General features: G+C 70.3%; 20 protein-coding genes. 10 read left to right on the top strand and 10 right to left on the bottom strand.

All coding sequences use genetic code 11. The features are described 5' to 3' along the window. Window positions 1-2: 2 nt before the first annotated feature. The 5 genes from N7L95_RS15740 to N7L95_RS15720 form a co-directional block, all read right to left on the bottom strand. Window positions 3-2291 carry a PAS domain S-box protein gene (locus tag N7L95_RS15740; protein ID WP_301256200.1) on the bottom strand — a complete coding sequence of 763 codons (2289 nt, stop codon included), beginning with the start codon at window positions 2289-2291 and terminating at the stop codon, window positions 3-5. Window positions 2292-2335: 44 nt separating this feature from the next. Continuing rightward, entirely contained in the window at window positions 2336-3772 is a 1437-nt protein-coding gene (locus N7L95_RS15735) for a superoxide dismutase family protein (protein WP_301256199.1), read from the bottom strand. Between the two features lies 1 nt (window position 3773). Beyond that, window positions 3774-5030, bottom strand: a complete 1257-nt coding sequence (locus N7L95_RS15730; protein WP_301256198.1) for a PQQ-dependent sugar dehydrogenase — start codon at window positions 5028-5030, stop codon at window positions 3774-3776. Window positions 5031-5157: 127 nt separating this feature from the next. After that, window positions 5158-6441: an HD-GYP domain-containing protein gene (locus tag N7L95_RS15725; RefSeq protein WP_301256197.1), complete on the bottom strand. Its 1284-nt coding sequence runs from the start codon at window positions 6439-6441 to the stop codon at window positions 5158-5160. Window positions 6442-6627: 186 nt separating this feature from the next. Continuing rightward, entirely contained in the window at window positions 6628-7296 is a 669-nt protein-coding gene (locus N7L95_RS15720) for a glutathione S-transferase family protein (protein WP_301256196.1), read from the bottom strand. Between the two features lie 365 nt (window positions 7297-7661). Between N7L95_RS15720 and N7L95_RS15715 the strand changes: the two genes are divergently transcribed. Both N7L95_RS15715 and N7L95_RS15710 read left to right on the top strand, forming a co-directional pair. Then, window positions 7662-8426 carry a sulfite exporter TauE/SafE family protein gene (locus N7L95_RS15715; RefSeq protein WP_301256195.1) on the top strand — a complete coding sequence of 255 codons (765 nt, stop codon included), beginning with the start codon at window positions 7662-7664 and terminating at the stop codon, window positions 8424-8426. Between the two features lie 82 nt (window positions 8427-8508). Next, window positions 8509-10500 carry an ATP-binding protein gene (locus tag N7L95_RS15710; protein ID WP_301256194.1) on the top strand — a complete coding sequence of 664 codons (1992 nt, stop codon included), beginning with the start codon at window positions 8509-8511 and terminating at the stop codon, window positions 10498-10500. Window positions 10501-10681: 181 nt separating this feature from the next. Here N7L95_RS15710 and N7L95_RS15705 read toward each other — a convergent pair whose 3' ends face one another. After that, window positions 10682-12223, bottom strand: coding sequence for a malonate--CoA ligase (locus N7L95_RS15705; RefSeq protein ID WP_301256193.1), 1542 nt, complete (start codon window positions 12221-12223; stop codon window positions 10682-10684). Between the two features lie 98 nt (window positions 12224-12321). Further along, window positions 12322-13236: a LysR family transcriptional regulator gene (locus tag N7L95_RS15700; RefSeq protein ID WP_301256192.1), complete on the bottom strand. Its 915-nt coding sequence runs from the start codon at window positions 13234-13236 to the stop codon at window positions 12322-12324. A 112-nt stretch (window positions 13237-13348) separates the two neighbouring features. Between N7L95_RS15700 and N7L95_RS15695 the strand changes: the two genes are divergently transcribed. After that, a complete protein-coding gene (locus tag N7L95_RS15695) occupies window positions 13349-14032 on the top strand; it encodes a glutathione S-transferase family protein (RefSeq protein ID WP_301256191.1) in 684 nt (227 codons plus the stop codon). Next, window positions 14029-15021 carry a pyridoxamine 5'-phosphate oxidase family protein gene (locus N7L95_RS15690; protein ID WP_301256190.1) on the top strand — a complete coding sequence of 331 codons (993 nt, stop codon included), beginning with the start codon at window positions 14029-14031 and terminating at the stop codon, window positions 15019-15021. The genes N7L95_RS15695 and N7L95_RS15690 overlap by 4 nt, the downstream gene beginning before the upstream one ends. 42 nt (window positions 15022-15063) lie before the next feature. On the opposite strand, the gene N7L95_RS15685 is transcribed toward N7L95_RS15690, so the two are convergent. Together N7L95_RS15685 and N7L95_RS15680 are read right to left on the bottom strand one after the other, a co-directional pair. Continuing rightward, entirely contained in the window at window positions 15064-16110 is a 1047-nt protein-coding gene (locus N7L95_RS15685; protein WP_301256189.1) for a phytanoyl-CoA dioxygenase family protein, read from the bottom strand. A gap of 94 nt (window positions 16111-16204) precedes the next feature. Further along, on the bottom strand, window positions 16205-17350 hold the full coding sequence (locus N7L95_RS15680; protein WP_301256188.1) for an SMP-30/gluconolactonase/LRE family protein: 1146 nt from the start codon (window positions 17348-17350) through the stop codon (window positions 16205-16207). Between the two features lie 199 nt (window positions 17351-17549). On the opposite strand from N7L95_RS15680, the gene N7L95_RS15675 reads away from it, so the two are divergent. The 4 genes from N7L95_RS15675 to otsA all read left to right on the top strand — a co-directional run bounded on the left by N7L95_RS15675 (window position 17550) and on the right by otsA (window position 21967). Beyond that, window positions 17550-17795, top strand: a complete 246-nt coding sequence (locus tag N7L95_RS15675) for a DUF2061 domain-containing protein (RefSeq protein ID WP_301256187.1) — start codon at window positions 17550-17552, stop codon at window positions 17793-17795. A 36-nt stretch (window positions 17796-17831) separates the two neighbouring features. Next, entirely contained in the window at window positions 17832-18623 is a 792-nt protein-coding gene (gene otsB, locus N7L95_RS15670; RefSeq protein WP_301256185.1) for a trehalose-phosphatase, read from the top strand. Window positions 18624-18665: 42 nt separating this feature from the next. After that, window positions 18666-20489, top strand: a complete 1824-nt coding sequence (locus N7L95_RS15665) for a glycoside hydrolase family 15 protein (protein ID WP_301256183.1) — start codon at window positions 18666-18668, stop codon at window positions 20487-20489. 89 nt (window positions 20490-20578) lie between these two features. After that, window positions 20579-21967, top strand: a complete 1389-nt coding sequence (gene otsA / locus N7L95_RS15660; protein WP_301256181.1) for an alpha,alpha-trehalose-phosphate synthase (UDP-forming) — start codon at window positions 20579-20581, stop codon at window positions 21965-21967. A 31-nt stretch (window positions 21968-21998) separates the two neighbouring features. Here otsA and N7L95_RS15655 read toward each other — a convergent pair whose 3' ends face one another. After that, entirely contained in the window at window positions 21999-22253 is a 255-nt protein-coding gene (locus N7L95_RS15655; RefSeq protein ID WP_301256180.1) for a YkgJ family cysteine cluster protein, read from the bottom strand. Between the two features lie 322 nt (window positions 22254-22575). Here N7L95_RS15655 and mnmG point away from each other — a divergent pair, with 322 nt between their 5' ends. Further along, window positions 22576-24570 (top strand): tRNA uridine-5-carboxymethylaminomethyl(34) synthesis enzyme MnmG, encoded by a 1995-nt coding sequence (mnmG, locus tag N7L95_RS15650; protein WP_301256179.1) that lies wholly within the window; start codon window positions 22576-22578, stop codon window positions 24568-24570. Continuing rightward, on the top strand, window positions 24567-25232 hold the full coding sequence (gene rsmG / locus N7L95_RS15645) for a 16S rRNA (guanine(527)-N(7))-methyltransferase RsmG (RefSeq protein WP_301256178.1): 666 nt from the start codon (window positions 24567-24569) through the stop codon (window positions 25230-25232). Before mnmG ends, rsmG begins: the two co-directional genes overlap by 4 nt. The last annotated feature ends 82 nt before the right edge of the window (window positions 25233-25314 follow it).

The raw sequence follows: 25314 nt of genomic DNA, 5'->3' as shown, positions 1-25314 counted from the left end.
CGTCAGGCCGACGGCCCTGCCAGCCGCTCGCGCAACGCGCGCAGGTCGCCCATCACACGGGCCAGGTCGACCGGCTTGGTCCAGTAGCCGGCGAAGCCGGCCTCGCGTGCACGCAGCAGGTCCTCCGGCAGGGCGTCGGCCGAGCACATGAAGGCCGGTGTGTCGGCCAGGCCCGGCAGGGCCCGCAGCCGCTGCAGCAGCTCGAAGCCGCTCATGTCGGGCAGGTTGGCATCCAGCGCCAGCACGTCGGGCCGCCATTGCGCCGCCAGTGCCAGGCCCTGGCCCCCGCTGTCCGCAATGCGCAGCTCCAGGTCTGGCTGCCGGCCCAGCGCTTCCTCGAACAGCAAGGCATTGATCGGGTTGTCTTCGACATAGAGCAGCCGCAGCACCGGGGCGGCTGCGTGGCCCGGCGGCGCAGCGCCCGCCGCCGCGTCGCTCGCCAGCGGCGGCGATGCCGGCAGCGCGCCTGGGGCCGCCCCGGGCAGCTCCACATGCGCGCAGGTGCCGCGGCCGAGCTGGCTCTGCAGCTCCAGGTGGCCGCCCATTTCCTCCACCAGGCGGCGGGCGATGACCAGCCCCAGGCCGGTGCCCTCCACCGCCGAGCTTTCGCGGCCCAGCCGTTCGAAGGGCTGGAACAGCGCATGCAGCTGGTCGGCGGCAATGCCCTGGCCGGTATCCACCACCCGCAGCGCAACCCGGTTCGCCGCCAGGCGCTGCGCCACCAGCCGCACCGTGCCGCCCGGGCGGTTGTACTTGATGGCGTTGGAGACCAGGTTGATCAGCACCTGGCGCAAGCGCTGCTCGTCGGCCTCGACATGGCAGCCGGCCGGGACCTCGTTGTAGACGGCGATGTCGCGCTGGCCAGCCAGCGGGGTGAGCAGCTCCGCCGTCTCCGCGGCCAGCGCCCGCAGGTCCAGCACGGCCGGATGCAAGGTGAGGCGGCCTTCCTCGACCTGCTGCAGGTCCAGCACGTCATTGACCAGGGCCAGCAGGTGGTGCCCGGCGCGCAGGATGTGCTGCGCATAGTCCTCCTGCTCGGGCGGCAGGCCGGGCCGGTTCACCAGCAGCTGGGCAAAGCCGAGCACCGCATTCAACGGCGTGCGCATCTCGTGGCTCAGCCGGGCCAGGAAACGGGTCTTGCTGCGGCTCGACGCTTCGGCCGCCGCGCGCGCCTGCCGGGCCTGCTCGGCCTCGTGCAGCCCGGTGACGTCGCGGAAATAGACCGTCAGCCCCAGCTCCGAGGGATAGGCATGCACCTCCAGCCAGCAGAGCAAGGGCGCGTAGTACGCCTTGAAGTTGACGGCGCGGTTCTGCGCCACGGCGCGCTCGTATTCCCGCTGGAAGACAGTGCCCACGGCCTGCGGAAACTCGGCCCAGACGCAGCGGCCCAGCAGCGACTCGCGGGGGCGAGCCAGCACCTGCTCGGCATGCCGGTTCACATAGGTGAAACGCCAGTCGTGGTCGAGCGTGAAGACAGCGTCGGTGATGCTCTCCAGCGTGGTGCTGAGCTGGCGTGCCAGCTCACGCGCTTCACGCTCGGCCAGCTTGCGGTCGGTGATGTCCTGGATCGCGCCGCTGACGCCCACCACCGCGCCCTGGTCGTCACGTTCGGGCAGGCCGATCAGGCGCACCCAGCGCAATGCGCCGCTGGCGTCCCGCAGGCGGGCCTCGAGGTCGAACCCGCGCTCGCCGGCAATGCTGGCCGCCAAAGCCTCGCGCAACCGCGGCTGGTCTTCGGGCAGGTAGAAGCCAATGGCGGCCTCCAGGCTGGGCGCCTCGCCCACCGGAATGCCGTGGAGCGCGCACACTTCGTCCGACCAGCTCAGGTGCAGGTCGGGCAGTGCCACCGACCAGCCGCCCAGCCGCGCTACGCTGCCCGCCAGGCTGAGCAGGGCCTTCTTGCGACGCAGGCGCTCCTGTGCACGCAGCTGCTCGGTCACGTCCTGCAGCAGGATCAGCCGGGCCGGCTCGCCGTCGAAGTCGACCTCGCCGCTTACCACCTCCACATCGATGAGCGAGCCGTCACGCCGCCGGTGCCGCCACAGCCCATGCCGCCCGTGGTGCGGCCCCTGGCGCAACATGTCGTCGAGCCGCGGCAGGTCTTCTGGCGGGCGGATGTCGTCGACGGTCATCGACAGGAACTCCGCTTCCGAGTAGCCGTAATGTTCCACCGCCGCCCGGTTCACCGCCAGGAAGCGGCGGCTCGCCAGCGAGAACACCCACATCGGCAGCGGGTTGCGCTCGAACAGCAGGCGCCAGTCACCCACCGGACCGGCAGGCGATGAGGGCATGGCGGCCGGCGGGTGCTGCATGGCGAGGCGGCCGGGGCCGCCCCTCAGGGGGCGGGCAGCTGGATGACGTCGAACGGCAGCAGCGGTGGCGGGTTCTTCTGCTTGTCCAGCTGGCTGTTGACAATCTGCAGCTGGCCGCGCACCAGCGCGGCGGTGGTGGGGTAGCGCAGCCGGCTGCTGCTCAGGCGCTGTGCCACACGGCCGCGTGCATAGTCGGGCTCCAGCGAGACCCGCACGATCTCGTTCTCGACATTGCGCACCACGTACAGCTCGCGCCCTTGCAGCACCAGCCCGTCGCCATGTGGCAGGGTGGCGTCCAGCTGCACCGGCTGCACCGCCTGGCTGCGGGTGTCGATGCGCCACAGCTGGCCGGTGGCCGACTGCATGGCCAGCAGGTAGCGGCCGTCCGGGGTCGCGACGATGCCGTTCAGGTTGGTCTCGCCGCTCACATAGCGGATCGGCGTGCGGCCGAGGTCCAGCCACGGCTCGAGCTGCGTCGGCTGGTCCACCACGTTGCGGGCGCGGAACAGCACCGGCCGGAAGGAGTCGGTCACGTAGGCATGGCCATCGGCCGAGAGCGCCAGGTCGTTGATGAAGGCATGCGGACTGTGCGGCGTCTTCAGCACCGCCAGCGTGCGGCCACTGGCGGCATCGACCAGGGCCACCGTGCCCTCGGCGCCGCCCGCCACCCACAAGCGCCGATGTGCGTCGAGCCGGATGCCGAGCGCGGCACGGCGGCCCGGCGAGCCGCCCAGCGACAGCAGCTCGGCGCGTGGCTGGCCCGGCTCCAGCTTGTACAGGTGGCCTTCGGCGGCCGAGCCCACATAGGCGGTGCCGCTGGTCTCGTCCACCGCGATGCCTTCGGGGAAGACATTGCTGCCCGGGAAGGTGTGGCGCGCCCCGGCCGGAGGCTCGCCGGCCAGCTCGATCATCCCGCACAGCAGGCGCGGGCCGCTGTTGCCAGCCGGGTCGCTGCGGTAGTCGTCAGGCAGCTCGTGCACGACGAGCGTGCGCCCCAGCACGCTGGCGGGGCCGGGCTTCAGGCCAATGCCGGGCCGCTCGGCCTGCAGGCGGGCGCGGCCGTCGGCACCCACCACCAGGTTGGGCAGGTCGCCACCGTGCGCCTCGGCCGGCGGCTGTGAAGGATGGCCGTGGTTGCGGCTGTGCAGCGGATCGAAATGCGGGCCGGCCGCACCGAACGGCACGATCTTGCCGGTGGCCGCATCCGGCCCGGGCGCGCACTCGCCATGCTGGTGGATGTGGAAGCCATGCTGGCCGGGCGACAGCCCGCGCACCTCGATGTCGAGCGACAGGCCCTGGGCCGTCTCGGTGAAGCGGGCCTCGCCCGCTGTCTGGCCTGCCGCATCACGCAGCGTGGCGCGCGCAGCGGGCGGCGCCGCCTGGGCGCTGGCCGGCGTGGGACCGGCCAGCAGGCAGACCGCGGCGGCAACAGTGGCGAGGGGAAGCAACAGGGGTTTCATCTCATCGTCCTTCGTAGCTGACGCGGTAGATCACGCCGTTCTCGTCCTCGGCCACCAGCAGCGAGCCGTCGGGGGCCAGGGCCAGCCCGGCCGGCCGGCCGAAGCGGGCGGGCCGGTGTGCTTCCTGGTGCTCGCTCGCCTGCGGGCTGCGGCCTGGCTCGCGCAGCGCCGGTGGGGGCGAGGCCATCAACCAGCCGGTGAGGAAGTCGTCGATGCCCACCGGCTGCCCGGCAGCGTCGAACCGCACGCGCACCACCTTGTACCCGCTGGGCGCGGCACGGTTCCACGAGCCCCGCATGGCGACGAAGGCGCTGTGGCGGTACTCGGTCGGGAACTGCCTGCCGGTGTAGAACACCATGCCCAGGGGTGCCGCATGTGCGGTGTAGGTCAGCACCGGGGCCTGCGTGGTGGGGCAGAAATCGGCCTTGCTCGTGTTGGGAGGATCGTTGGCCTGCAGCTTGTCGGGCTGGCGGTCGCCGTAGCACCAGGGCCAGCCGTAGTCCTTGTTCTTCTCGATGCGGTTGAGCTCCTCGGGCGGCTGGTCGTCACCGCGCCAGTCAGAGCCGTGGTCGAAGCCGTAAAGCGCCTGGCTCACCGGATGCCAGGCAAAGCCGATGGTGTTGCGCAGGCCGCGGGCATACACCGTGCGGGCCGATCCGTCGGGCGCGGCGACCACCAGCGTGCCGCTTTCACCGGCGGTCTCGCGGCAGTTGTTGCAGGTGGAGCCGACGGTGATGTAGAGCAGCCCGTCGGGGCCGATGGCCAGCGTGCGGTTGGGGTGCTGCCCGGCGTCGGGCAGGTCGTCGATGATGACCTTGGGGTTGGACAGCGTGCCGTCGGCCTGCACCTCGGCCAGCAGCACCTTGCGGTCGGACGCCATGTAGAGCCGTTGGCCGTGCAGCGCCAGCCCGTTGATCCACTTGATGTTCTGCGCCACGGTCTTGCGCTCGTCGGCCACGCCGTCGCGGTCGGTGTCGCGCAGCAGCAGCACGTCGCCCTGTGCCCGGCGCGAGGCATAGACATCGCCATTGGGTGCCACCTGCAGCCAGCGAACGTTCTGCAGGTTTTTCGCGAACACGCTGACCTTGAAGCCGGGCGGCAGCTTGAGCTGCGCCAGCAGGCGTTCCTCAAAAGGCAGTGGCGTGGGGTCGGTGACCGTGCCGCTGAGGGTGATCGGGCCATCGCCGGGCGGCAGTTGGGCATGCGCCAGCGGGCCGACGCAGAGCAGGCCGGCAAGCAGGCCGTGCAGACGTTTCATCGGGGCTCTCCTGCGGAAGGCGGCGCCAGCATGCGCCGCCACATGGCCGGCAAGGCCCCAGCGGCCCTGCCCGCCCGCAGAAGTCAGCAAATCGCAATCCCGAGTGCGCGGCCAGCGCGCACCGCGCTCAGGCGGCCGGCACGAAGCTGCGCACCGCGCGTGTCGCCAGGTCCAGGTAGCCCGGCGCGTGGCGCTGCACGCGCAGCCGCAGCTCGCGCCCCAGCTCCTGCAGGCGCCAGCGGGTTTCGCGCAGGACCAGCGTGAGCTCGAGGTGCATGGCGGGGTCGGCGACCTCGTTCACCAGGCGTCGCAACTCGCCGGCATCGCGGGTGTTGACACCGGCGCTGACCAGCGCCATGCAGATGCGGTCGTAGCGGAAGCTAGCGGCCTGGAAGGTGAGCCGGGTCGGGCCGTCGGCCGCGTCGAGCTGTTCGGCCAATTCGGGCCGGAACTGCTCGATGCGGTGGATGCCCGCCACCACTTCGTGGACCTGGCCCAGCGTGTCGTCCCAACTCGGCAGCTGGACGCGGTCCATTTCCTGCTCGAGTGCGGCAGGGGTGGAGACGACTGCATCAATCACCGTACGGTCGAATTCGCCGGGCACCAGCTTGAGCGCTACCCGGGCGCTGTGCATGGGCGTGCGGCTCGCCTCCGCCAAACCGGCCAGCAACTCACTGGCGCCGAGGATACGGCCCGGCTTGCCAATGGCCTCCGCCCTCAGGCCCGCCGGGTAGCCGAAGCCGTCCAGCCGCTCATGGTGTTGCAGCACTGCCTGCGCCACTGTTTTGTCGAGCTGCGGAATGTCGGCGAGCAGACGAAAGGCCACCAGGGGATGCACGCACACCTGCTTCCATTGGTGCAGCTTTAGCGAGCCTCCCTTGAGCACCGCCGGATCGATGTACAGCTCGCCAACGTCGTGATACAGGCCAGCCAGCATGGCGGCCCTCAGCTGGTCCGCGCTGTTCAGCCGCAAGTGCTGGTGCAGCGACATCGTCAGCAGGCTCACCGCCACCGCATGGTCCAGCTTGCGCGCGTCCTGCCCCGCATAGAGGGTCAACAGCGTGTGCAGGGTCTCGATGTCCGGAAAGGCACGCAGGCTGTCGAGCACCTCGGCGGCGGCCGGCGGCCGCAGCGCGTGCACCGTGGGGTGCTGCTCCAGCAGCCGTTCCCCGGCTTCGGCCAGTTGGTTGCCATCCAGGCCACCCGCCACCTTGAGCGTGCTTTCCAGCGGCTTGCGCAGCTTGTATTCCAGCAGGCGCTCACGCACTCGTTCATCGATCCTGGCACCTTTGCTCAGCAGCTTCATGCCATTGCCAGCAACGATGTCCTCGGTGGCCTCGATGTCCTGGGTGCGGGATGCATCCATCACCCGGTCGAGGTAGTGTCGGTTGACCACGGCAGCGTCATTCATAAGCAGGCATTCAGGCACGGCAGGAGATGCCGCCGGGCACGGGCGGCCTTGCTCGGATATCGGAACGAACGCTGCCGTGCTTGAGCGTGAAGATCGAGGCAGAAGTCTCGAATCAGGCCCGCGCCGCCACCGATGCCGTGGACGCTCGGCTGCCCTTGACGGCAGGCGCCGGGCTGGGGCTCGGGCTCACTTCAGCTGGAAGGGGCCGCCCTTGTCGAGCGCACGCCGGTAGGCCTCGCGCGCGTGGATGCGGGCCAGGAAGTCCGTCAGGCGCGGCCGGCGCGCATCCAGCCCGCCGCGCGCCGCGGCCGCTTCCAGCGGGAAGCTCATCTGGATGTCGGCCGCGCTGAACTGCTCGCCGGCAAACCAGGGCCGCGTGGCCAGTTCTGCTTCCATGTAGTCCAGGTGCCGCGCGATCTGCGGCATCACCAGCATGCCCTTGGCGCGCGCCGCGATCGAGCGAGCCACCGGCTTGGCGAAGAAGGGCATCGGCGCGGTCTCGATGCGATCGAACACGAGCTTGAGCAGCAAGGGCGGCATCGCCGAGCCCTCGGCATAGTGCATCCAATAGGTGTAGCGCAGCCGCTCCGGGCTGCCGCTGGCCGGCACCAGCCGGTCGGCACCGTAGCGCCCGGCCAGGTACTCCAGGATCGCGCCCGACTCGGCCAGCGTGAGCCCGCCGTCCTGGATCACCGGCGACTTGCCGAGCGGATGCACCGCGAGCAACTCGGGCGGTGCCAGCAGGGTCTTGCGGTCGCGTTCATAGCGCTTCACCTCGTAGGGCAGGCCCAACTCCTCCAACAGCCAAAGCACCCGTTGCGACCGCGAGTTGTTGAGGTGATGGACGATGATCATGTTTGCTTCACAGGTGAGACAAACCGCCAGCATGCCCGAGATCGCCGACAGTCGTTGCCATGCGCCCGACAGGCGGTGACTGCTGAAAAAAGGGGCAGGAAAACCCCTAGTGCGAGGCCGGCTGGGTCATCCTACAGTCACGTCACTCGCTGCGGGCCCGGCCTTCCAGGTGCCTGCGCAGGGCGGGGGTCTGAGGAGACACAGAGAAGCAGTACAAGAGACTCTGTGACGCACAACGAATGTCACAATTGCAAGGGCGCTGGCCATGGTCAGCGCCCTTCGTTTTTCCGGGTCCCGCGCCGCCTTTGCACGGTCCTGCGGTGCCGGCCTCCCCTTGCTTCACTTCTTCACCATCGTTCGCGCCGATGTTCGAACTTGCCGTTGCCACGCTCGCCTCGCTGTTTGCCGGTTTCGTCGATGCCATCGTCGGCGGCGGCGGCCTGATCCTGGTGCCGGCGCTGTTCGGCGTCTTCCCCAGCGCACCGCCGGCCACGCTGTTCGGCACCAACAAGGGGGCTGCGGTGTGGGGCACGGCCTGGGCCACGCTGCAGTACGCCAAGCGGGTCGAGATGGTCTGGTCGGCCTTGCTGCCGGCCGCCCTGGCCGCGCTGGTGGGCGCGGCGCTCGGCGCGTGGAGCGTCACGCTGGTCGACCCGAGCGGACTGCGCCGGGCCCTGCCGCTGATCCTGCTGGCGGTGCTGCTGTACACGCTGGCCAAGAAAGACCTCGGGCGCGATCACCAGCGTCGCTACGGCGGCCGCCAGGAAGGCCTGGTGGCCTCGCTGATCGGCCTGCTGGTGGGGTTCTACGACGGCTTCTTCGGCCCCGGCACCGGCAGCTTCTTCGTCTTCCTGTTCGTGCGCGTGCTGGGCTACGACTTCCTGCATGCCTCGGCCAGCGCCAAGCTGCTGAACACCGCCACCAACCTGTCGGCACTGGCGCTGTTCATCGCCAAGGGCCACATCTGGTGGAAGTACGCGCTGGCGATGGCAGTGGCCAACATCGTCGGCAGCCTGTTCGGCACCCGGCTCGCGCTGAAGCACGGCGCGGGCTTCGTGCGCGGCATGTTCATTGCCGTCGTCTCGCTGCTGATCCTCAAGACCGGCTACGACGCCTTCCTGCGCGGCTGACCGCGACGGCCCGGCTGGCTGTGCGGGTGCCTGTGGCGCGGCACACCGCGAGCGCCGATTTGGGTACAGTGGGCCGCTCGACATGGCCTCTCCCCGATCCGTGCCCTCCCGCCGGTTCCGCCTCTGGCTCGCGCCCCGCGCCGGCCTGAGCACACGCACCCGCATCGGGCTCGGCTTCGGCGGCCTGGCCTTGGCGGTGTTCCTGGCGGTCGGCCTCGCCTCGGGCGACTCGGCCCGCCGGCATGCCAGTGCCAATGCCGGCCTGAGCCTGGCCGAGCTGTCGCGCCACCTGTCCGCCATGCTGGAAGCCGGCATGGCCGAGCGCTACCGCGAGGTCCGCAACATCGCCAGCCTGGCCCAGCTGCAGGACGGCCCGCTCGACCTGGCGCAATGGCGCGCCCTGCTCGAGCAGCTGCAGGCCTCCTATGCCCATTACGCCTGGATCGGCGTGACCGACGCCGACGGCATCGTGCGGGCCGCCACCGGCGGCGTGCTGGAGGGGCGCGACGTGTCGCAGCGGCCCTGGTTCGTGCAAGGCCGCAAGGGCGCCTTTGCCGGCGATGTGCACGACGCAGTCCTGCTGGCCAGCCTGCTGCCACCTTCGGACTCGCAGGAGCCGCTGCGCCTGGTGGACGTGGCCGCCCCGCTGCGGCAAGACACGCGGCTGCTCGGCGTGCTGGGGGCCCACCTCAGCTGGCAATGGGCCGAACAGCTGGGCCGCCAGGTGCTGGCGCCGGTGGAAGCCGCCCGCCAGGTCGAGGTGGTGGTGGTGAACGCCCAGGGCGAGCAGCTGCTGGGCCCGAAAGGCGGCGCCGCAGTGACCCTGCCGCGCGCCCGCATCGACCGGCTGCTGCAGCAGCCCTATGGCGTCGAAACCTGGAGCGATGGGCGCCGCTACCTCAGCGCCGCCCATTTCGGGCAGGGCAGCGCCGACTATCCCGGCCTGGGCTGGACGGTGCTGGTGCGCCAGCCGCTGGACACCGCCATTGCGTCGGCCCACCGGCTGCAGTGGCAGATCATCGGCTTCGGCCTGTTCGGTGCGCTGGCCTTCGGTCTGGCCGGCTGGGGGCTGGCAGGGCGCCTGGCGGCGCCCCTGCGCCGGGTGGCCGAACAGGCCCAGCTGCTGGCCGCCCACGGCCATCCGGGCGAGCACCCGCCGGCCAGCCACGACGAGGTGGCCCAGCTCGCCCAGGCCCTCGGCGAGCTGGTGGAGCAGCTGCGGGCCCGCGAACGCGAGCTGATGGCCCTCAACGACACCCTGGAGCAGCGGGTGCAGGACCGCACCGAGGCGCTCGAGCGCGCCAACGCCGACCTGCAGAGCTTCTCGCGCAGCGTTTCACACGACTTGAAGGGGCCCATGGCTTCGATCGGCGCCGCGGCGCGTCTGGTGCAGGAGCTGCACGGTTCGCGGCTCGATGCCCGCGGCCGCCAGATGCTGGAGCTGATGGCCAGTGAATGCGACCGGCTCGGCGTGCTGGTCGACGAGCTGCTCTCGCTGTCGCGCGTCGAGCACCAGCCGCTGCAGCGCCAGCCGGTCAGCATGGCGGCCCTGGCACGCGCCGCCGCCGAGGACGTGCTGAAGCAAGCGGGCCACGCCGGCCCGCATGCCGAGCGCGTGCAGATCGTGTTCGGCGAGTTGCCCACCGTCGAGGGCGACGCGGTGCTGCTGCGGCAGGTGTGGCACAACCTGCTGTCCAACGCGGTGAAGTTCACCCGCCAGGTGGACCATCCCCGCATCGAGCTCGGCGCGCACATCGACGGCCGGGAGCAGGTCTTTCACGTGCGGGACAACGGTGCCGGCTTCGACGCCCTGCAGGCGCAGCGGTTGTTCTCGGCCTTCGAGCGCCTGCACTCGGCGGTCGAGTTCCCGGGCAGCGGCGTGGGACTGTCCATCGTCAAGCGCATCGTCGCGCGCCACGGCGGGCGGGTGTGGGCCGAAGGCGAGGTGGGCCGCGGCGCCTGCTTCTGCTTCACGCTGCCGACCGGCGCTGACGATCTCGACGATGCAGCGGCCAGGCCGGGCGCCGGGCCGCCGCCTGAGCCTCTCGCGCCGGCGCCCCCGGCACCGGCGTGAGAGGCTCGACCTTCGCGCCTGGATCAGCGCCTGGGCCGGCGCCTCGGTCAGCACGCCGGCCAGCCTCCCGCGCGGGCCCCCGGCGGCCGCCGCGCTACACCGCTGCGCGGCCCGTCGGCGGGCCCGGCATGCCGCGTCAAGGCGGCACGAGCGCCAGCCGCCGCCCAGCCGGCCGCCACGCTCAGGCGGCTTTCGTGAACAGCTCGCGATGCTGCTCGCGCAGCAGCGCCTTCTGGACCTTGCCCATGGTGTTGCGCGGCAGCTCGGCGACCACGAACACCCGCTTGGGCACCTTGTAGTTTGCAAGCGCGTCCTTCAGCGCGGCGATGAGGGCTGCCTCCTGCAGCAGCACGCCGGGACGCGCCACGGCCACCGCCACCACCGCCTCGCCGAAGTCGGGATGCGGCACGCCGATGACGGCCGACTCGGCCACGCCGTCCTGCCGGTTGAGCACGTCCTCGACCTCGGCCGGGTAGACGTTGTAGCCGCCACTGATGACCAGGTCCTTGCTGCGACCCACGATGCTCAGGTAGCCGTTCTCGTCGAAGCGGCCGACGTCGCCGGTGCGGAACCAGCCGTCGGCGGTGAACTCCTCGGCGGTCTTCTCGGGCAGGCGCCAGTAGCCAGCGAAGACGTTCGGCCCACGCACCTCCACCCCGCCGATCTCGCCCACCCCGCATGGCTGACCGGTCTTGGCATCGACCACCCGCACGCTCACGCCCGGCAAGGGCCGGCCCACCGTGCCGCCGACCCGGGGGCCGTCTTCGGGGCGGCAGGGGTTGGAGGTCAGCATCACCGTCTCGCTCATGCCGTAGCGCTCCAGGATGGTGTGGCCGGTGCGCTCGCGGAAGCGCTCGAAGGTCTCCACCAGCAAGGGCGCCGAGCCGCTGATGAACAGCCGCATTCCGGCGCAGGCCTCGCGCGTCAGGCCCGGCTCGGCCAGCAGGCGCACATAAAGGGTCGGCACCCCCATGAAGACGCTGGCGTGCGGCAGCTTCGCCACCACCGTCGCGGGGTCGAACTTCGACAGCCAGATCATCCGGCTGCCCTGCAGCAAGGCCGAATGCACCGCCACGAAGAGCCCGTGGATGTGGAAGATGGGCAGGGCATGGATCAACACGTCCTCGCGCCGCCAGTCCCAGTAGTCGCGCAGCGTGAGCGCGTTGCTGAGCATGTTGCCGTGCGTCAGCATGGCACCCTTGCTGCGGCCGGTGGTGCCCGAGGTGTAGAGGATGACGGCCAGGTCCTCGGGCGAGCGCGGCACCGGCTCATGGCGGTCGCTCATGTGCGAGGCGCGCTCCAGCAGCGAGCCGCTGCGCGTGTCGTCCAGCGTGAAGACATACGCCGTGCCCATCGAGAAGGCCAGCTTGCTGACGGCGGAAAAGTCGCGGCTCGCGCAGACCACCACCGACGGCTCGGCATTGCCGATGAAGTACTCCAGCTCGGCCAGCCGGTAGGCCGTGTTCAGCGGCAGGTAGACCAGGCCGGCCCGCAGGGTGGCGAGGTAGAGCATCAGGGCCTCGACCGACTTGTCGGTCTGCACCGCGATGCGTGCGCCGGCCGGCAGGCCGAGGCTGGCCAGCAGGTTGGCCATCATCGCGCTGCCGCGCTCCAGGTCCGACCAGCGGTAATGCAGGCCGTTGTCGGTCTCGATCGCGATGCCGTCCAGCTCGGCCGGCCAGCCCGCGCGCAGCGCGGCAAACAGGTTGTGGTGGGTGTCCATGTCGGGGTCGCGTTGAAGTGGCGCCGAAGCCTCGGCCGGGGCGCCGATTGTCCTCCCTGCCCGCCGCGCCCCGGCGGCCGCGCGTGCGCGGCGCGCGGTCACGCCTGGGCCGCCAGCGTCCGGCGCAAGCGCTCGGCGGCGAAGTCCACGAAGGCCCTCACCTTCGCCGCCGCCTTGCGGCCTTCGGCATAGACGAGGTGAACCGGGATGGGTGGCGGCTCGAACTCGGCCAGCACGATCTGCAGGCGGCCGGCGCGCACCGCATCCGCCACCTGGTAGGACAGCGCGCGGGTCACGCCATGCCCGGCCAGCGCGGCGTCAATGCTCACCTCGCCGGCATTCACGAGCAGCCGCACCCGCGGCTGCACCAGCTGGCGCGCCCCGTCACCGGGCGGCCCGCCGAACTGCCAGGGCTGGTCCGGCCCGCCGGTCTGCGAGCCGCCAATGGCATCGTGCGCGGCCAGGTCGGCCGGCTGCTTCGGCACGCCGCGCGCAGCAAGGTAGGTGGGCGCCGCCACCACCACCCGGCGCACCATGCCGACCGGCAGTGCCGTCAGCGAAGAGTCCGGCAGGTGGGCGATGCGCACCGCCACGTCGAGGCCTTCGTCGATCAGGTGAACGACCCGGTCGACGAAGAAGGTCCGCACCCGCATGCGGGGATGCGCGTCGAGGAAGTCCAGCACCAGCGGTGCCACATGCAGGCGGCCGAACATCACCGACGCCGTGACCGACAGCTGGCCCTGTGGCTCGGCATAGGCGCCGCCGGCCGACGCCTCGGCTTCCTCGATGTCCGCCAGGATGCGCTTGCAGTCGAGCAGGTAGCGCTCGCCGGCCTCCGTCAGCCGCACGCTGCGGGTCGTGCGGTGCAGCAGCCGGGCACCCACCTGCTGCTCCAGCGCCACCACCGCCCGGGTGACGGCCGGCGCCGACAGCCGCAGGCGCCGGGCTGCAGCCGCAAAGCCGGCCGCCTCGGCGACCGCGACAAACACCTGCATGCACTCCAGACGATCCATGTCGCCATTTCATCCAAGGTAACGGTGAAATGTCAACGGCGGCGATTCTGTCTTCCCTGCGAAATGAATAAGGTGGCGTCCTCATCCATTTCCAGCTACAGAAAGGCCCCCCATGAGCCGCCCTTCAGCCTCCATGCCGGCGCAGCCGATCCGCCTCTACCGCTACGCCCTGTCCGGCCATGCGCATCGCGTGGAGCTCTTCCTGTCGCTGCTCGGCCTGCCGGTGCAGCGGATCGACGTCGACCTGAAGGCCGGCGAGCAACGCCAGCCCGCCTTCCTGGCCCGCAACCCCTTTGGCCAGGTGCCGGTGATCGAGGACGGCGAGCTGACGCTGGCCGACAGCAACGCCATCCTGGTCTACCTGGCGCGCCGCTACGACAGCAGCGGCCACTGGCTGCCGCTGGAGCCGGCCGCCGCTGGCGAGGTGCAGCGCTGGCTCAGCGTGGCCGCCGGCCCGCTGGCGCTCGGCCCCGCGGCCGCCCGGGTGGCGGCCGTCTTCGGCCGCCCGCTGGACCCGCGCAGCCACGAGATCGCCACCCGCCTGTTCGACCAGCTCGACGCCCGGCTCGCCGACCGCTCCTGGCTGCTGGCCGGCGACACGCCCACCATCGCCGACATCGCGCTCTACACCTACACCGCGCATGCGCCCGAAGGCGGCGTGTCGCTGGTGCCCTATGCCCACCTGCGGGCCTGGCTGGCGCGCATCGAGGCCTTGCCGGGCTTCGTGGGCATGCAGCGCTCGGCAGTGCCGGCCCCGCAGCAGCCGTCTTCCGCCACGGCAGGTCCGCGGCCATGAGCACGCCCCTGCCCGGCTCACCGGCCGCGGCCGCCCTGCCAGGCGGGCCCGACACGGGCTCGCCGTTCCACCCCGGCGAGCAGGAGCTGCAGGCCCGCGCCGGCCTGCGCGAGCGCATGGAGCAGGTCGGCCGCAAGGTGATCCGCGACTTCATGCCCGACCAGCACCGCGAGCTGTTCGAGCAACTGCCGCTGCTGGTGGTGGGCAGCCTCGACGAACAGCAGCGCCCCTGGGCGTCCTGGCTGTGCGGCCAGCCGGGCTTTGTGCGCAGCCCGGATGCGCGCCGGCTGCAGGTGCAGGCCCGGGTGGACGCTGGCGATCCGCTGGCCACCCGGCTGGCAGTGGGCCAGCCGCTGGGGCTGCTGGGCATCCAGCTCGAAACCCGGCGCCGCAACCGCATGAACGGCCGCATCAGTGAGGTCGGCGCCGACGGCTTCACCGTGCAGGTGGAAGAGAGCTTCGGCAACTGCCCGCAGTACATCCAGGCGCGCCTGCCCTCCTTCGTCCCGCCGGCGGCTGCCGGCTTGCCCGCCCCGCCGCGTGCCGAGGCACGGCAGCTGTCGCCGCTGGCCGCCTCGCTGGTGGCGGCGGCCGACACCCTGTTCATCGCTTCCGCGGCACCCGGCGCGGCGGGCGTGGATGTGTCCCACCGGGGCGGCCGGCCGGGTTTTGTCGCGCTCTCGCAGGATGCCGGCGGCACCGTGCTGACACTGCCCGACTACCGCGGCAACTTCCTCTTCAACACCTTGGGCAACCTCCGCCTGTGGCCGCATGCCGGGCTGCTGTTTCCCGACTTCGAGCGCGGCGGGCTGCTGCAGCTGACCGGCAGTACCGAGATCGTCTGGGACGGTCCGGAAGTCGAAGCGGTGCCGGGCGCGCAGCGGCTGTTGAGGTTTCGCGTCGAGTCGGGCTGGTGGCGGGCAGGGGCGCTGCCGCTGCGCTGGTCGGCCCCGCAGCTCGCGCCTCAGCTGGTGGCCCTGGGGGAATAGCGAAGGGGCCTCCCGCGGGCCCGCCGCATCGGCGCACCAGGGCTACTCCAGGGACCGCGGCGGTGCGTTGGGCGTCAGCAGCCCGGCATCGCGCCAGGGGCTGCGCTTGCCGCCGCAGGCCTCCCGCCAGTCCATCGCGCGCCAGTAGGCGGGCGCGCGTGCCTGCGCAATACCGGGCCAGGACAACGGATCGGCCCCCACCCACGGCAGGAAGGGATTGCGCCGGCCATAGCCCCACAGCTCGATGCGCACCGAGGGCCGCACCGCCGGGCCGCGCGCGTGGAAGCCGAAGGTGTCGGCCACCACCAGGGTGTTGGCCGGCACGTCGAAGGCCCGCGGCGGCGGCAGCCCGAGCGCCGGCAATGACTCACGTGCCACCCGGAACGAGCCGCGGGCGGTGTAGCGGTCGGCATGCCGGGCGGCCTCCAGGCTCAGCTCGCGCTCCCAGGCCAGGCGCTCCGGGCTCAGCCGGTGCGAGCCGGGCACATAGCAGAAGGCGCCCGCATCGGCCTCCACATCGGTCAGGAACAGCCAGGCCTTGACGGTGGGATGGAAGGTGTCGGCATGCAGCCGGGTCTGCGGATCGGGCGCCGCCTTGCGCACCTGCGACAGGATGGTCTGCACATAGCCCACCGGCTCCTGGTCGAAACTGCCGACATAGCGTGTCAGGCCGTGCCACAGCGGTCCGGCGAGGAACTCACGCACTTCAGGCTGGGCCCGCAGGAAGGCCGCATCGAGCGCGATGCGCCGGGTCACGGTATCGCCCTGCACCATCTCGCGCGCCGGGGCACGGTGGGCCAGCACCCGCTCGCGCAGCCGCTCGAAGACAGCGGGCGGCAAGGCCTCGGTGCGCAGCACGAAGCCGTCTCGCTCGAAGGCGGCGCGGTCCTGCGGCGACACCAGGGAGGCCAGCCGTTCGCGCCGCTGAGCCGCCAGTGCGTGGGCGGTGCGCAGCCGCCAGGCATGCAGGCCCCAGTCGTTCAGGCGGCGCGAGCCGATCAGCGGATTGTCCCGGAACGACTTCGCCGGCGTCAGCAAGGCCAGCGCCCACCACGGGCCCAGCAGCAGGTTTTTCAGCGGGTGGCTCATGCGGCCACGGCGGCACGGGGCGTGCCCGCCGCCCCGCGGGGCCGGCCTGCCCTGCCCGGCGCCCCCGTCCCGGCATCGCCGCGGGGTGGCTGGTTCACAGGCCGGCGGCTGCCTTGTCCAGCCAGCCGAGCGTCTTGGCATGCAGGCTCTGGACATAGAGCCGGTCCGCCGTCTCGGTGATGGCGGTCGTTTCGGGATAGGCGCCGCTCGGGTCCTGCAGGTCGGCCCGCACCCGGCCGGTTTCATCGAAGGCCATCACATGCCCGTACGCCGCCGGCACCGGCCACCAGGCGCGCGGCAGGCGCAGGGTCAGGCGGCGCAGCCACGGCTGGTCGGCACTCTCGTCCATGAATTCGCTGCGCGGCTTGGCAAAGCCGACCCACAGCCGCCCATCCAGGCCGCGCATCAGGTTGTCGGGATAACCCGGCAGGTTGTCGAGCAACACCTGGGCTTGCGGGGCCGCATCGAGGGTGAGCGCCCGGGCGTCGAGCTGGCGGGCCAGCACGGCCAGCTTCCAGATGCGGTATTCCCCGGTTTCGTTGACGAACAGGTGGCTTTCGTCAGCCGACAGGGCCAGCCCATTGGGAAAGCACAGCCCGCTCATCAACACGCGCGTCTGGCCGGTCGCCGGGTCGTGCTCCAGCACCCGGCCGGTGGCCTGATGCTCGATGATGTCGAGCACGCTGGCTTCGAAGGTGCCACCCCAGGCCTTGGGCCCGAAGCGGCGCGAGGCATCGGTGAAGTAGATCTTGCCATTGCGCGCCACCACCACTGCGTCGACATACCGCAGCGGGTCGCCCTCCACCTCGTCGGCCAGCACCTGCAACCGTGCGGTGGGCCCGATGCCGGTGGCTTTCAGCAAGGCGCCATGGCGGCCGTACATCGGGTCGGCGATGACCATCGCCCCGGCCGCATCGAAATCGAAGCCCAGCGGTCGTCCCCCGGTGTGCACCGCCACCTCGCGTCCCGAGCCGTCGGCCCGCATGCGCAGGATGCGGCCGCTGCGCACGGCGATGTAGATCCAGCCGTCCGGCCTCGCCACCACATGCTCCGGGCCGTCGTCGCCTCCCAGGTCGAGCGAGCGCAGTTGCGCCAGCCGGTGGTTGACGGCATGCGCGCCCTGGTAGCCCGGCGCAGCCGGCGCCTGCCACGCCACCGGGTCGATCGGCACGGGCCACAGCAACAGGTAGGCAACTCCGGCCCCGACGGCCGTGGCGAGGACCAGCAACAGGCGTCTCATCGGCGGTACACCCTTCACATGACGGTGCCCGATTATTCGAGGCAGGAGGTCCGCTTGTGTCCTGGCAAATGTCGGAGGAACGCGGCTCGCACACGGGCTCGGATGACCGCCTGCTATGTGAACCATCAAGTGAACCAATTAGCCATTTGCTTTCCTTAGGAAGACACTATTCCAAGGCACATCGAGCAAGGAATAGACAATGGCCAAGACTGCCAGCTTCGGCATCCTGCACCTCGGCATCTCGTTCTCGGTAGGCTATGTGCTCACCGGCAGCGTCGCGATCAGTGGCGCGATGACGCTGATCGAGCCGCTGCTCAACACGGTGGCCCACTACTTCTTCGACAAGTACTGGGGGCATGCGCCGCTGGTGGCCCGGCTGCGTCGCTGGGGGCAGGCGCTGCGGGTCGGGCGGGCGGCCGCCGGGCCAGCGTCGGTGCCTGTCTGACGGCGAAGGCGCGATTTTTGCCCTATCGTCCGGGCGATGCAGCACGCCCGGTTCTCGCCCTCGTCCCCGCTTTCCCTGCCCGCGCTCGACACCCGCAGCGCCCTGTTCCTCGACTTCGATGGCACCCTGGCCGAGCTGGCACCCCGCCCGGATGCGGTGCGGGTGCCGCCGGAGTTGATCGACACGCTGCGCGCGCTGCACCAGGCCCTGCAAGGGGCGATCGCCATCGTCTCCGGCCGCCCCGTTGCCCAGCTGGACGCCTTGCTGGCGCCGCTGCACCTGGCATCGGCCGGCGTGCATGGCGTCGAGCGGCGCAGCGCCGACGGCTACCTGCAGCGCCTGCCCGCGCCCGACGGCCTTATCCTGGTGCAACAACGCGCGGACGCGCTGGCGGCCGAGCTGCCGGGGCTGCTGGTCGAGCACAAGCCGGGGGCGCTGGCACTGCACTACCGTCAGCGGCCGCAGGCGCGTGAGCGCTGCGTGGAGGTGATGGAGGCCGCGGTGCGCGAAGCGGGCGGGCTGACGCTGCTGCACGGCAAGATGGTGTTGGAAGCCAAGCCGGAGATGGCCACCAAGGGCCATGCCATTGCGGCCTTCCTGCGGGAGCCTCCCTTCCTCGGCCGCCGCCCGCTTTTCGCGGGCGACGACGTGACGGACGAGGCCGGCTTCGCCGCGGTGCAGGCCGCAGGCGGCGACACCCTGAAGATCGGCGAAGGTGAAACCGCCGCCGTCCACCGGCTGGCCGACCCGGCCGCCCTGCGCAGCTGGCTGGCACGGTGCGCCGCGCAGCTCGCTGCACAACCCACCGGCAGTGCGGACGGCGGCTGAGCGACACTCGACAGAACAAGACCAACCAGGGAGAACGACCGAATGAACCCAACAGCGGCCGCGCCGCCCTTCCACGGGCTGCCCTCGCCCTCCTCGCTCGACTGCGGCGTGATCGGCAATTGCGCCTACAGCGCGCTGGTGGACCGCCATGCCCGCATCGTCTGGTGCTGCCTGCCGCGCTTCGACGGCGACCCGGTCTTCAACGCCCTGATCGATCCGTCGGAACAAGGCGCGCTGTGGGGCTTCGAGCTGGAGTCGTTCGCGCGCAGCGAGCAGTACTACGAGCCCAACACCGCCATCCTGCGCACCCGGCTGTACGACACGCACGGCCAGGGCATCGAGGTGGTCGACTTCGCGCCGCGCTTCTTCAGCCGCAACCGCATGTTCCGGCCGCTGTCGCTGGTGCGTCGGGTCAAGCCCATTGCGGGCGCACCGCGCCTGCGGGTGGTGCTGCGGCCGCGCTTCGACTGGGGCAGCACCGTCCCGACCGTGACCCGCGGCAGCCACCACATTCGCTATGTCGGACCCAACCAGACACTCCGGCTGACCACCAACGCACCGCTAAGCTACATCCTGGCCGAGTCCTACTTCGTCGCCGACCGGCCGATGGACTTCATCCTCGGCCCCGACGAGACGCTGATGGAAGGCATCCGGGAGGTCGCCCGCTCGTTCGAGCAGGACACGGCCGCCTACTGGCGTGTCTGGAGCAGCCGGCTGCACATTCCGCTGGAATGGCAGGAGGCGACCATCCGGGCGGCCATCACCCTCAAGCTCTCGCTGTTCGAGGACACCGGCGCCATCATCGCCGCCATGACCACCAGCATCCCCGAGGCGCCGGGCAGCCAGCGCAACTGGGACTACCGCTACTGCTGGCTGCGCGACGCGTTCTTCGTGGTGCGGGCGCTCAACAGCCTGTCCGAGATCGGCACCATGGAGGACTACCTGCGCTGGCTGGGCAATGTGGTCTCGCAGGCCGCCGGCGGGCACATCAAGCCGCTCTACGGCATTGGCCTGGAGCTGGACCTGCAGGAGCAGTTCGTGCCGCACCTGCCCGGCTACCGGGGCATGGGGCCGGTGCGGGTCGGCAACCAGGCGCACGAGCACTTCCAGCATGACGTCTACGGCAACATCATCCTGGGCGCAGCCCAGGCCTTCCACGACCGGCGGCTGCTGCGGCCGGCCGGGCTGGCCGAGTTCCAGCAGCTGGAGGCGGTGGGCGAGCAGGCCTTCCGCGTCTATGACCAGCCCGACGCCGGCATGTGGGAGCTGCGCACCCGGGCCCGCGTGCACACCTCCTCCGCCCTGATGAGCTGGGCCGCCTGCGACCGGCTTGGCAAGATCGCCACCCGTTTCGGCCTGGGCGACCGGGCGCAGTTCTGGCATGCCCGCGCCCACGAGATCCGCCACCGCATCCTCGACGAATCCTGGTCCGAGAGGCGACAGGCCTTCGCCGAGAGCTTCGGCGGGCACGACCTCGATGCCAGCGCACTGCTGATGGCCGAGGTCGGCTTCATCGACCCGCGCGACCCGCGCTTCGTGGCCACCGTCGACGCGCTGGAGCACTCGCTGTGCGATGGCCCCTACATGCGGCGCTACGAGGCGCCGGACGACTTCGGCAAGCCGGAGACGGCCTTCAACATCTGCACCTTCTGGCGCATTGACGCGCTCGCGCGCATCGGCCGCAAGGAGCAGGCGCGCGAGATCTTCCAGGCCATGCTGGACGCGCGCAACCACCTCGGGCTGCTGTCGGAGGACACGCACCCGCTGACACGTGAAATGTGGGGCAACTTCCCCCAGACCTACTCGATGGTGGGCCTGATCAACGGAGCCGTGCGCCTGTCGGTGCCCTGGGACACGCAGATCTAGCGTTCCAAGGGGCAGCCGGCGCACGCCTTTAACGCGCCTGGGTCCCCGGCAAGAGGGCCCGGCGGGCAACTTTGCTGAGGAGGACATTTATGGGACGTGTTGTCGTCGTCTCCAACCGCCTGGCCGATCCGCGCAAGGCGGCCGCCGGCGGCCTGGCGGTCGCCCTGGGCGAGACGCTGAACGCCACCGGTGGCGTCTGGTTCGGCTGGAGCGGCAAGATCGTCGAGGCCAACGAAGGTGGCACGCCCGGCGAGGGGGAGCTGCACCTCCACCAGGCCGGCAATGTGACGCTGGCCACGGTGGATCTCTCGCGCGAGGACCATGACAGCTACTACCTCGGCTATTCCAACCGGGTGCTGTGGCCGGTGTTCCATTACCGGCTCGACCTGGCCGACTTCAACACCAGCTCACTGGCCGGCTACCGCCGCGTGAACCAGCTGTTCGCCCGCAAGCTGATGCCGCTGCTGAAGGCCGACGACGTCATCTGGGTGCACGACTACCACCTGATTCCCCTGGCCGCCGAGTTGCGCGCCATGGGCTGCACCAACCGCATCGGCTTCTTCCTGCACATCCCCCTGCCGCCGCCGCTCATCCTGGCCGCCTTGCCGGGCCATGAATGGCTGATCCGGGCGCTCTTCGCCTACGACCTGGTGGGCCTGCAGAGCCAGGCCGACGTGAGCCATTTCTCCCGCTACGTGCAGTCCGAGGCGGGGGCCGAGGAACTCGGCGACGACCTCTACCGCGCCTTCAACCGCACCTTGCGGGTGAGCGCCTTCCCCATCGGCATCGACGTGGACGAGTTCGCCCGCCTGACCCACGGCAAGGAAGCACGCGAGACCTACGAGACCATGCGCGAGCAGTACTCGCGCCGCCGGCTGCTGATCGGCATCGACCGGCTGGACTACTCCAAGGGCCTGCCGCAGCGCATCCGCGCCTTCCAGGAGCTGCTCGCCAGCTACCCCGAGAACCGCGACAGCGCCACGCTGATCCAGATCGCCTCGCCCACCCGCGAGAGCGTTGACGCTTATGCCGACATCCGGCACGAGCTGGAGCACCTCTGCGGCAAGATCAACGGCGACTACGGTGAGCTCGACTGGATGCCGGTGCGCTACATCCACCGCACGGTGGCCCGCAAGCGCCTGCCGGGGCTGTGCCGCATCGGGCGGGTCGCACTGGTGACGCCGCTGCGCGACGGCATGAACCTGGTAGCCAAGGAGTACATCGCCGCCCAGGACCCGGCGGACCCCGGTGTGCTCGTGCTGTCGCGCTTTGCCGGTGCCGCCGAGCAGTTGCGTGAGGCGCTGCTCGTCAACCCCTACGACGTGCAGGGCACCGCCCAGGCCATCCAGCAAGCGCTGCAGATGCCGCTGGAAGAGCGCCAGTCCCGGCACCAGAAGCTGCTGGAGCGCATCCGGACGCAGGACGTGCACTGGTGGCGCCGCAGCTTCCTCGACGCGCTGAGCCGCGTGCCGACCTGAGCCGCGGCGATGCGCCGCCCTGCCCCAGCCGTCAAGGCTGGGTGGCCTGCTCCACGTACCCCAGCCAGCGCAGCGCCTGCTCCCGCGAGTCGCCACACATGTCGGGGTCCGGTTGTAGCGAGCCGCACACCGTGGGCCGCTCGGGCCGGCCGAACAGCTGGCAACGATTGTCCTCGGTCAGCTGGACGCAGCGCACCCCTGCCGGCTTGCCTTGGGGCATACCGGGGATCGGGGAACTGATGGAGGGAGCGATGCAGCAGGCGGCGCATCCGGAACGGCATTGCATGACAAGCCAGCAGGGCCAATAGAGTCCGAGGGGAGCACCGCACTGTAGCGGAATGGGCGGTTCCCGCACGTGCGGCGGGCCCCGGCGGGCGTGATGCCTTGCGCGGCCCCGCCCGAATTTCCACCGGCCACCGGGTGCGCAGTGCACCGCGGCCGCCGCGGCAGTGACATAGTTGCCGATGTCGCCGCCGCGGTTCCGGCCGCGACGGCGGCGGACACCCCTCTGGAGTGACTTCTCCAGCCCCCCCTCCTAAAATTGACGGTTTGCCCGCGCCCAGCGGGTTTCCCTCTGCGCCCACCCGGGGCGGCTGTCGAGGTTCAAGATGCTCTACCCCAAAACATTCGATGTGATCGTCGTCGGCGGCGGCCATGCCGGGACCGAGGCGGCCCTGGCTTCCGCCCGCATGGGCTGCGACACCCTGCTGCTGACGCACAACATCGAGACCCTCGGCCAGATGAGCTGCAATCCGTCGATCGGCGGCATCGGCAAGGGGCATCTCGTCAAGGAAATCGACGCGCTCGGCGGTGCCATGGCGGCCGCCACCGATGAGGGTGGCATCCAGTTCCGCATCCTCAACAGCTCGAAAGGTCCGGCGGTGCGGGCCACCCGTGCGCAGGCCGACCGCATCCTGTACAAGGCTGCGATCCGCCGGCGACTGGAGAACCAGCCGCGGCTCTGGCTGTTCCAGCAGGCGGTGGACGACCTCATCGTTGAGGGCGACCGGGTGGTGGGCGCGGTGACCCAGGTCGGCGTGCGCTTCGCGGCCCGTGCGGTGGTGCTGACGGCTGGCACCTTCCTCGACGGGAAGATCCACGTGGGCCTGCAAAACTACGCAGCCGGCCGGGCGGGGGACCCGCCGGCGGTCTCGCTCTCGGCCCGGCTGAAGGAGTTGAAGCTGCCGCAAGGCCGGTTGAAAACCGGCACGCCTCCCCGCATTGACGGCCGCTCCATCGATTTCTCCCGCCTGGTCGAACAACCGGGCGACCTCGACCCGGTGCCTGTTTTCAGCTTTCTGGGTTCGGCCGCCCAGCATCCGCAGCAGGTGCCCTGCTGGATCACGCATACCAATGAGCGCACGCACGAGATCATCCGCTCCGGCTTTGACCGCAGCCCGATGTTCACCGGTGTCATCGAAGGCGTCGGCCCGCGCTACTGCCCCAGCATCGAGGACAAGATCAACCGGTTCGCCGACAAGGACTCGCACCAGATCTTCCTGGAGCCCGAAGGCCTGACCACGCACGAGTTCTATCCGAACGGCATTTCCACCTCGCTGCCCTTCGACATCCAGCTGGCGGCGGTGCACTCCATGCCCGGACTGGAGCAGGCGCACATCCTGCGCCCCGGCTATGCCATCGAGTACGACTACTTCGACCCGCGCGAGCTGAAGTCCAGCTTCGAAACGCGCGCCATCCAGGGCCTCTTTTTCGCCGGGCAGATCAACGGTACGACGGGCTATGAGGAAGCCGCGGCCCAAGGGCTGTTCGCAGGTGCGAATGCGGCGCTGCAAGTGCAGGGCCGCGACCCCTGGGTGCCCGGCCGTGAGGAGGCCTACCTGGGGGTGCTGGTCGACGACCTCATCACCAAGGGCGTGACGGAGCCCTACCGCATGTTCACCAGTCGCGCCGAGTTCCGCCTGCAGCTGCGGGAAGACAACGCAGACCTCCGTTTGACGGAACGGGGCCGGGAGCTGGGCCTGGTGGACGACGTCCGCTGGACCGCCTTCAATCGAAAGCGCGATGCGGTTTCACGTGAAACACAGAAGCTGAAGTCGACCTGGGTCCACCCCGGCATCCTTGCCTCTCACGATGCGGAGCGGCTGGTCGGCAAGGCGCTCGAGCATGAGTACAACCTCGCCGACCTGTTGCGCCGTCCGACGGTGAAATACGAGCAGGTCGAAGAAATCGCGCGGCTCGCGCGCCCCGAGGCGGGCGTTTCACGTGAAACCTTGTCGGCGGAGTTGGGAGAAGAGCTGGCGAAGGCAGTGGTGGAGCAGGTGGAAATCGGCATCAAATACGCCGGCTACATCGACAAGCAGAACGAGGAAGTGGCGCGCGCGGCCCATTACGAGAACCTCAAGTTGCCGGCAGAGCTGGACTACATGCAGGTCACGGCACTCAGCCATGAGGTGAGGCAGAAACTGAACAAGCATCGGCCCGAGACCCTCGGCCAGGCATCGCGCCTGTCCGGCATCACGCCCGCCGCTGTCTCCCTGCTGTTGATCCACTTGAAGAAAGGGCGCTTCAAGGGCTTCGCTGACCTACGCGAAGATGCAGCCATCCCGAGCGCCGCTCCCACGGCAGGGGCTGCTTCAGCATGAGTGCCGGTGCCCCCTCCCCTGCCCTTGCGCAAGGTCTGGCCTCGGGTGCTGAAGCACTGGGCCTCGAGTTAAGCCACGAGCAGCAGGCCCAGCTGCTCCGCTATCTGGGCCTGATCGAGAAGTGGAACCGGGTCTATAACCTCACGGCCATTCGCAGGCCCGACGAGATGCTGACGCATCACCTTCTGGACAGCCTCGCAGTGGTGCCGCCGCTGCGTCGACATCTGGGCGGTGCAGCAGCCCGCCTCCTCGACGTCGGCAGCGGCGGTGGACTGCCGGGCGTGGTCCTCGCGGTGTGCCTGCCTGAGCTCACCGTCACTTGCGTTGACGCCGTGGCCAAGAAAGCGACCTTCGTTCGTCAGGTTGCAGCCGAGCTGGGCCTGAAGAACCTCAAGGCTGAACATGCCCGCATCGAGGACTTGCCCGCCGCCGGTGCGCAGGTCGTCTCGTCCCGGGCGTTCGCCTCGTTGCCCGACATGACGTCGCTGACGTCCCAGCACCTCAGCCCGAATGGCGTGTGGATGGCGATGAAAGGCAAGCGCCCGGACGAGGAGATCGATGCACTCGGCCTGGCGGTCGGCGTGTTTCACGTGGAACAACTGACTGTTCCCGGCCTGGACGCTGAGCGCTGCCTGGTATGGCTGCGCCCCATCAGTGGCTAGATCCGGCTCACATCACTTCACATCTGTCGCGACTGTTCTTCGCCGGTTCGAAGAACGCCGCCTTGACCCCCTGTCTCCCCCG

It is taken from the genome of Eleftheria terrae, assembly GCF_030419005.1.
In the GTDB taxonomy this organism is placed as follows: domain Bacteria; phylum Pseudomonadota; class Gammaproteobacteria; order Burkholderiales; family Burkholderiaceae_C; genus Caldimonas; species Caldimonas terrae.
The sequence above is the reverse complement of the archived record's forward strand: the minus strand, read 5'-3'. Positions and strand labels throughout refer to the sequence as shown.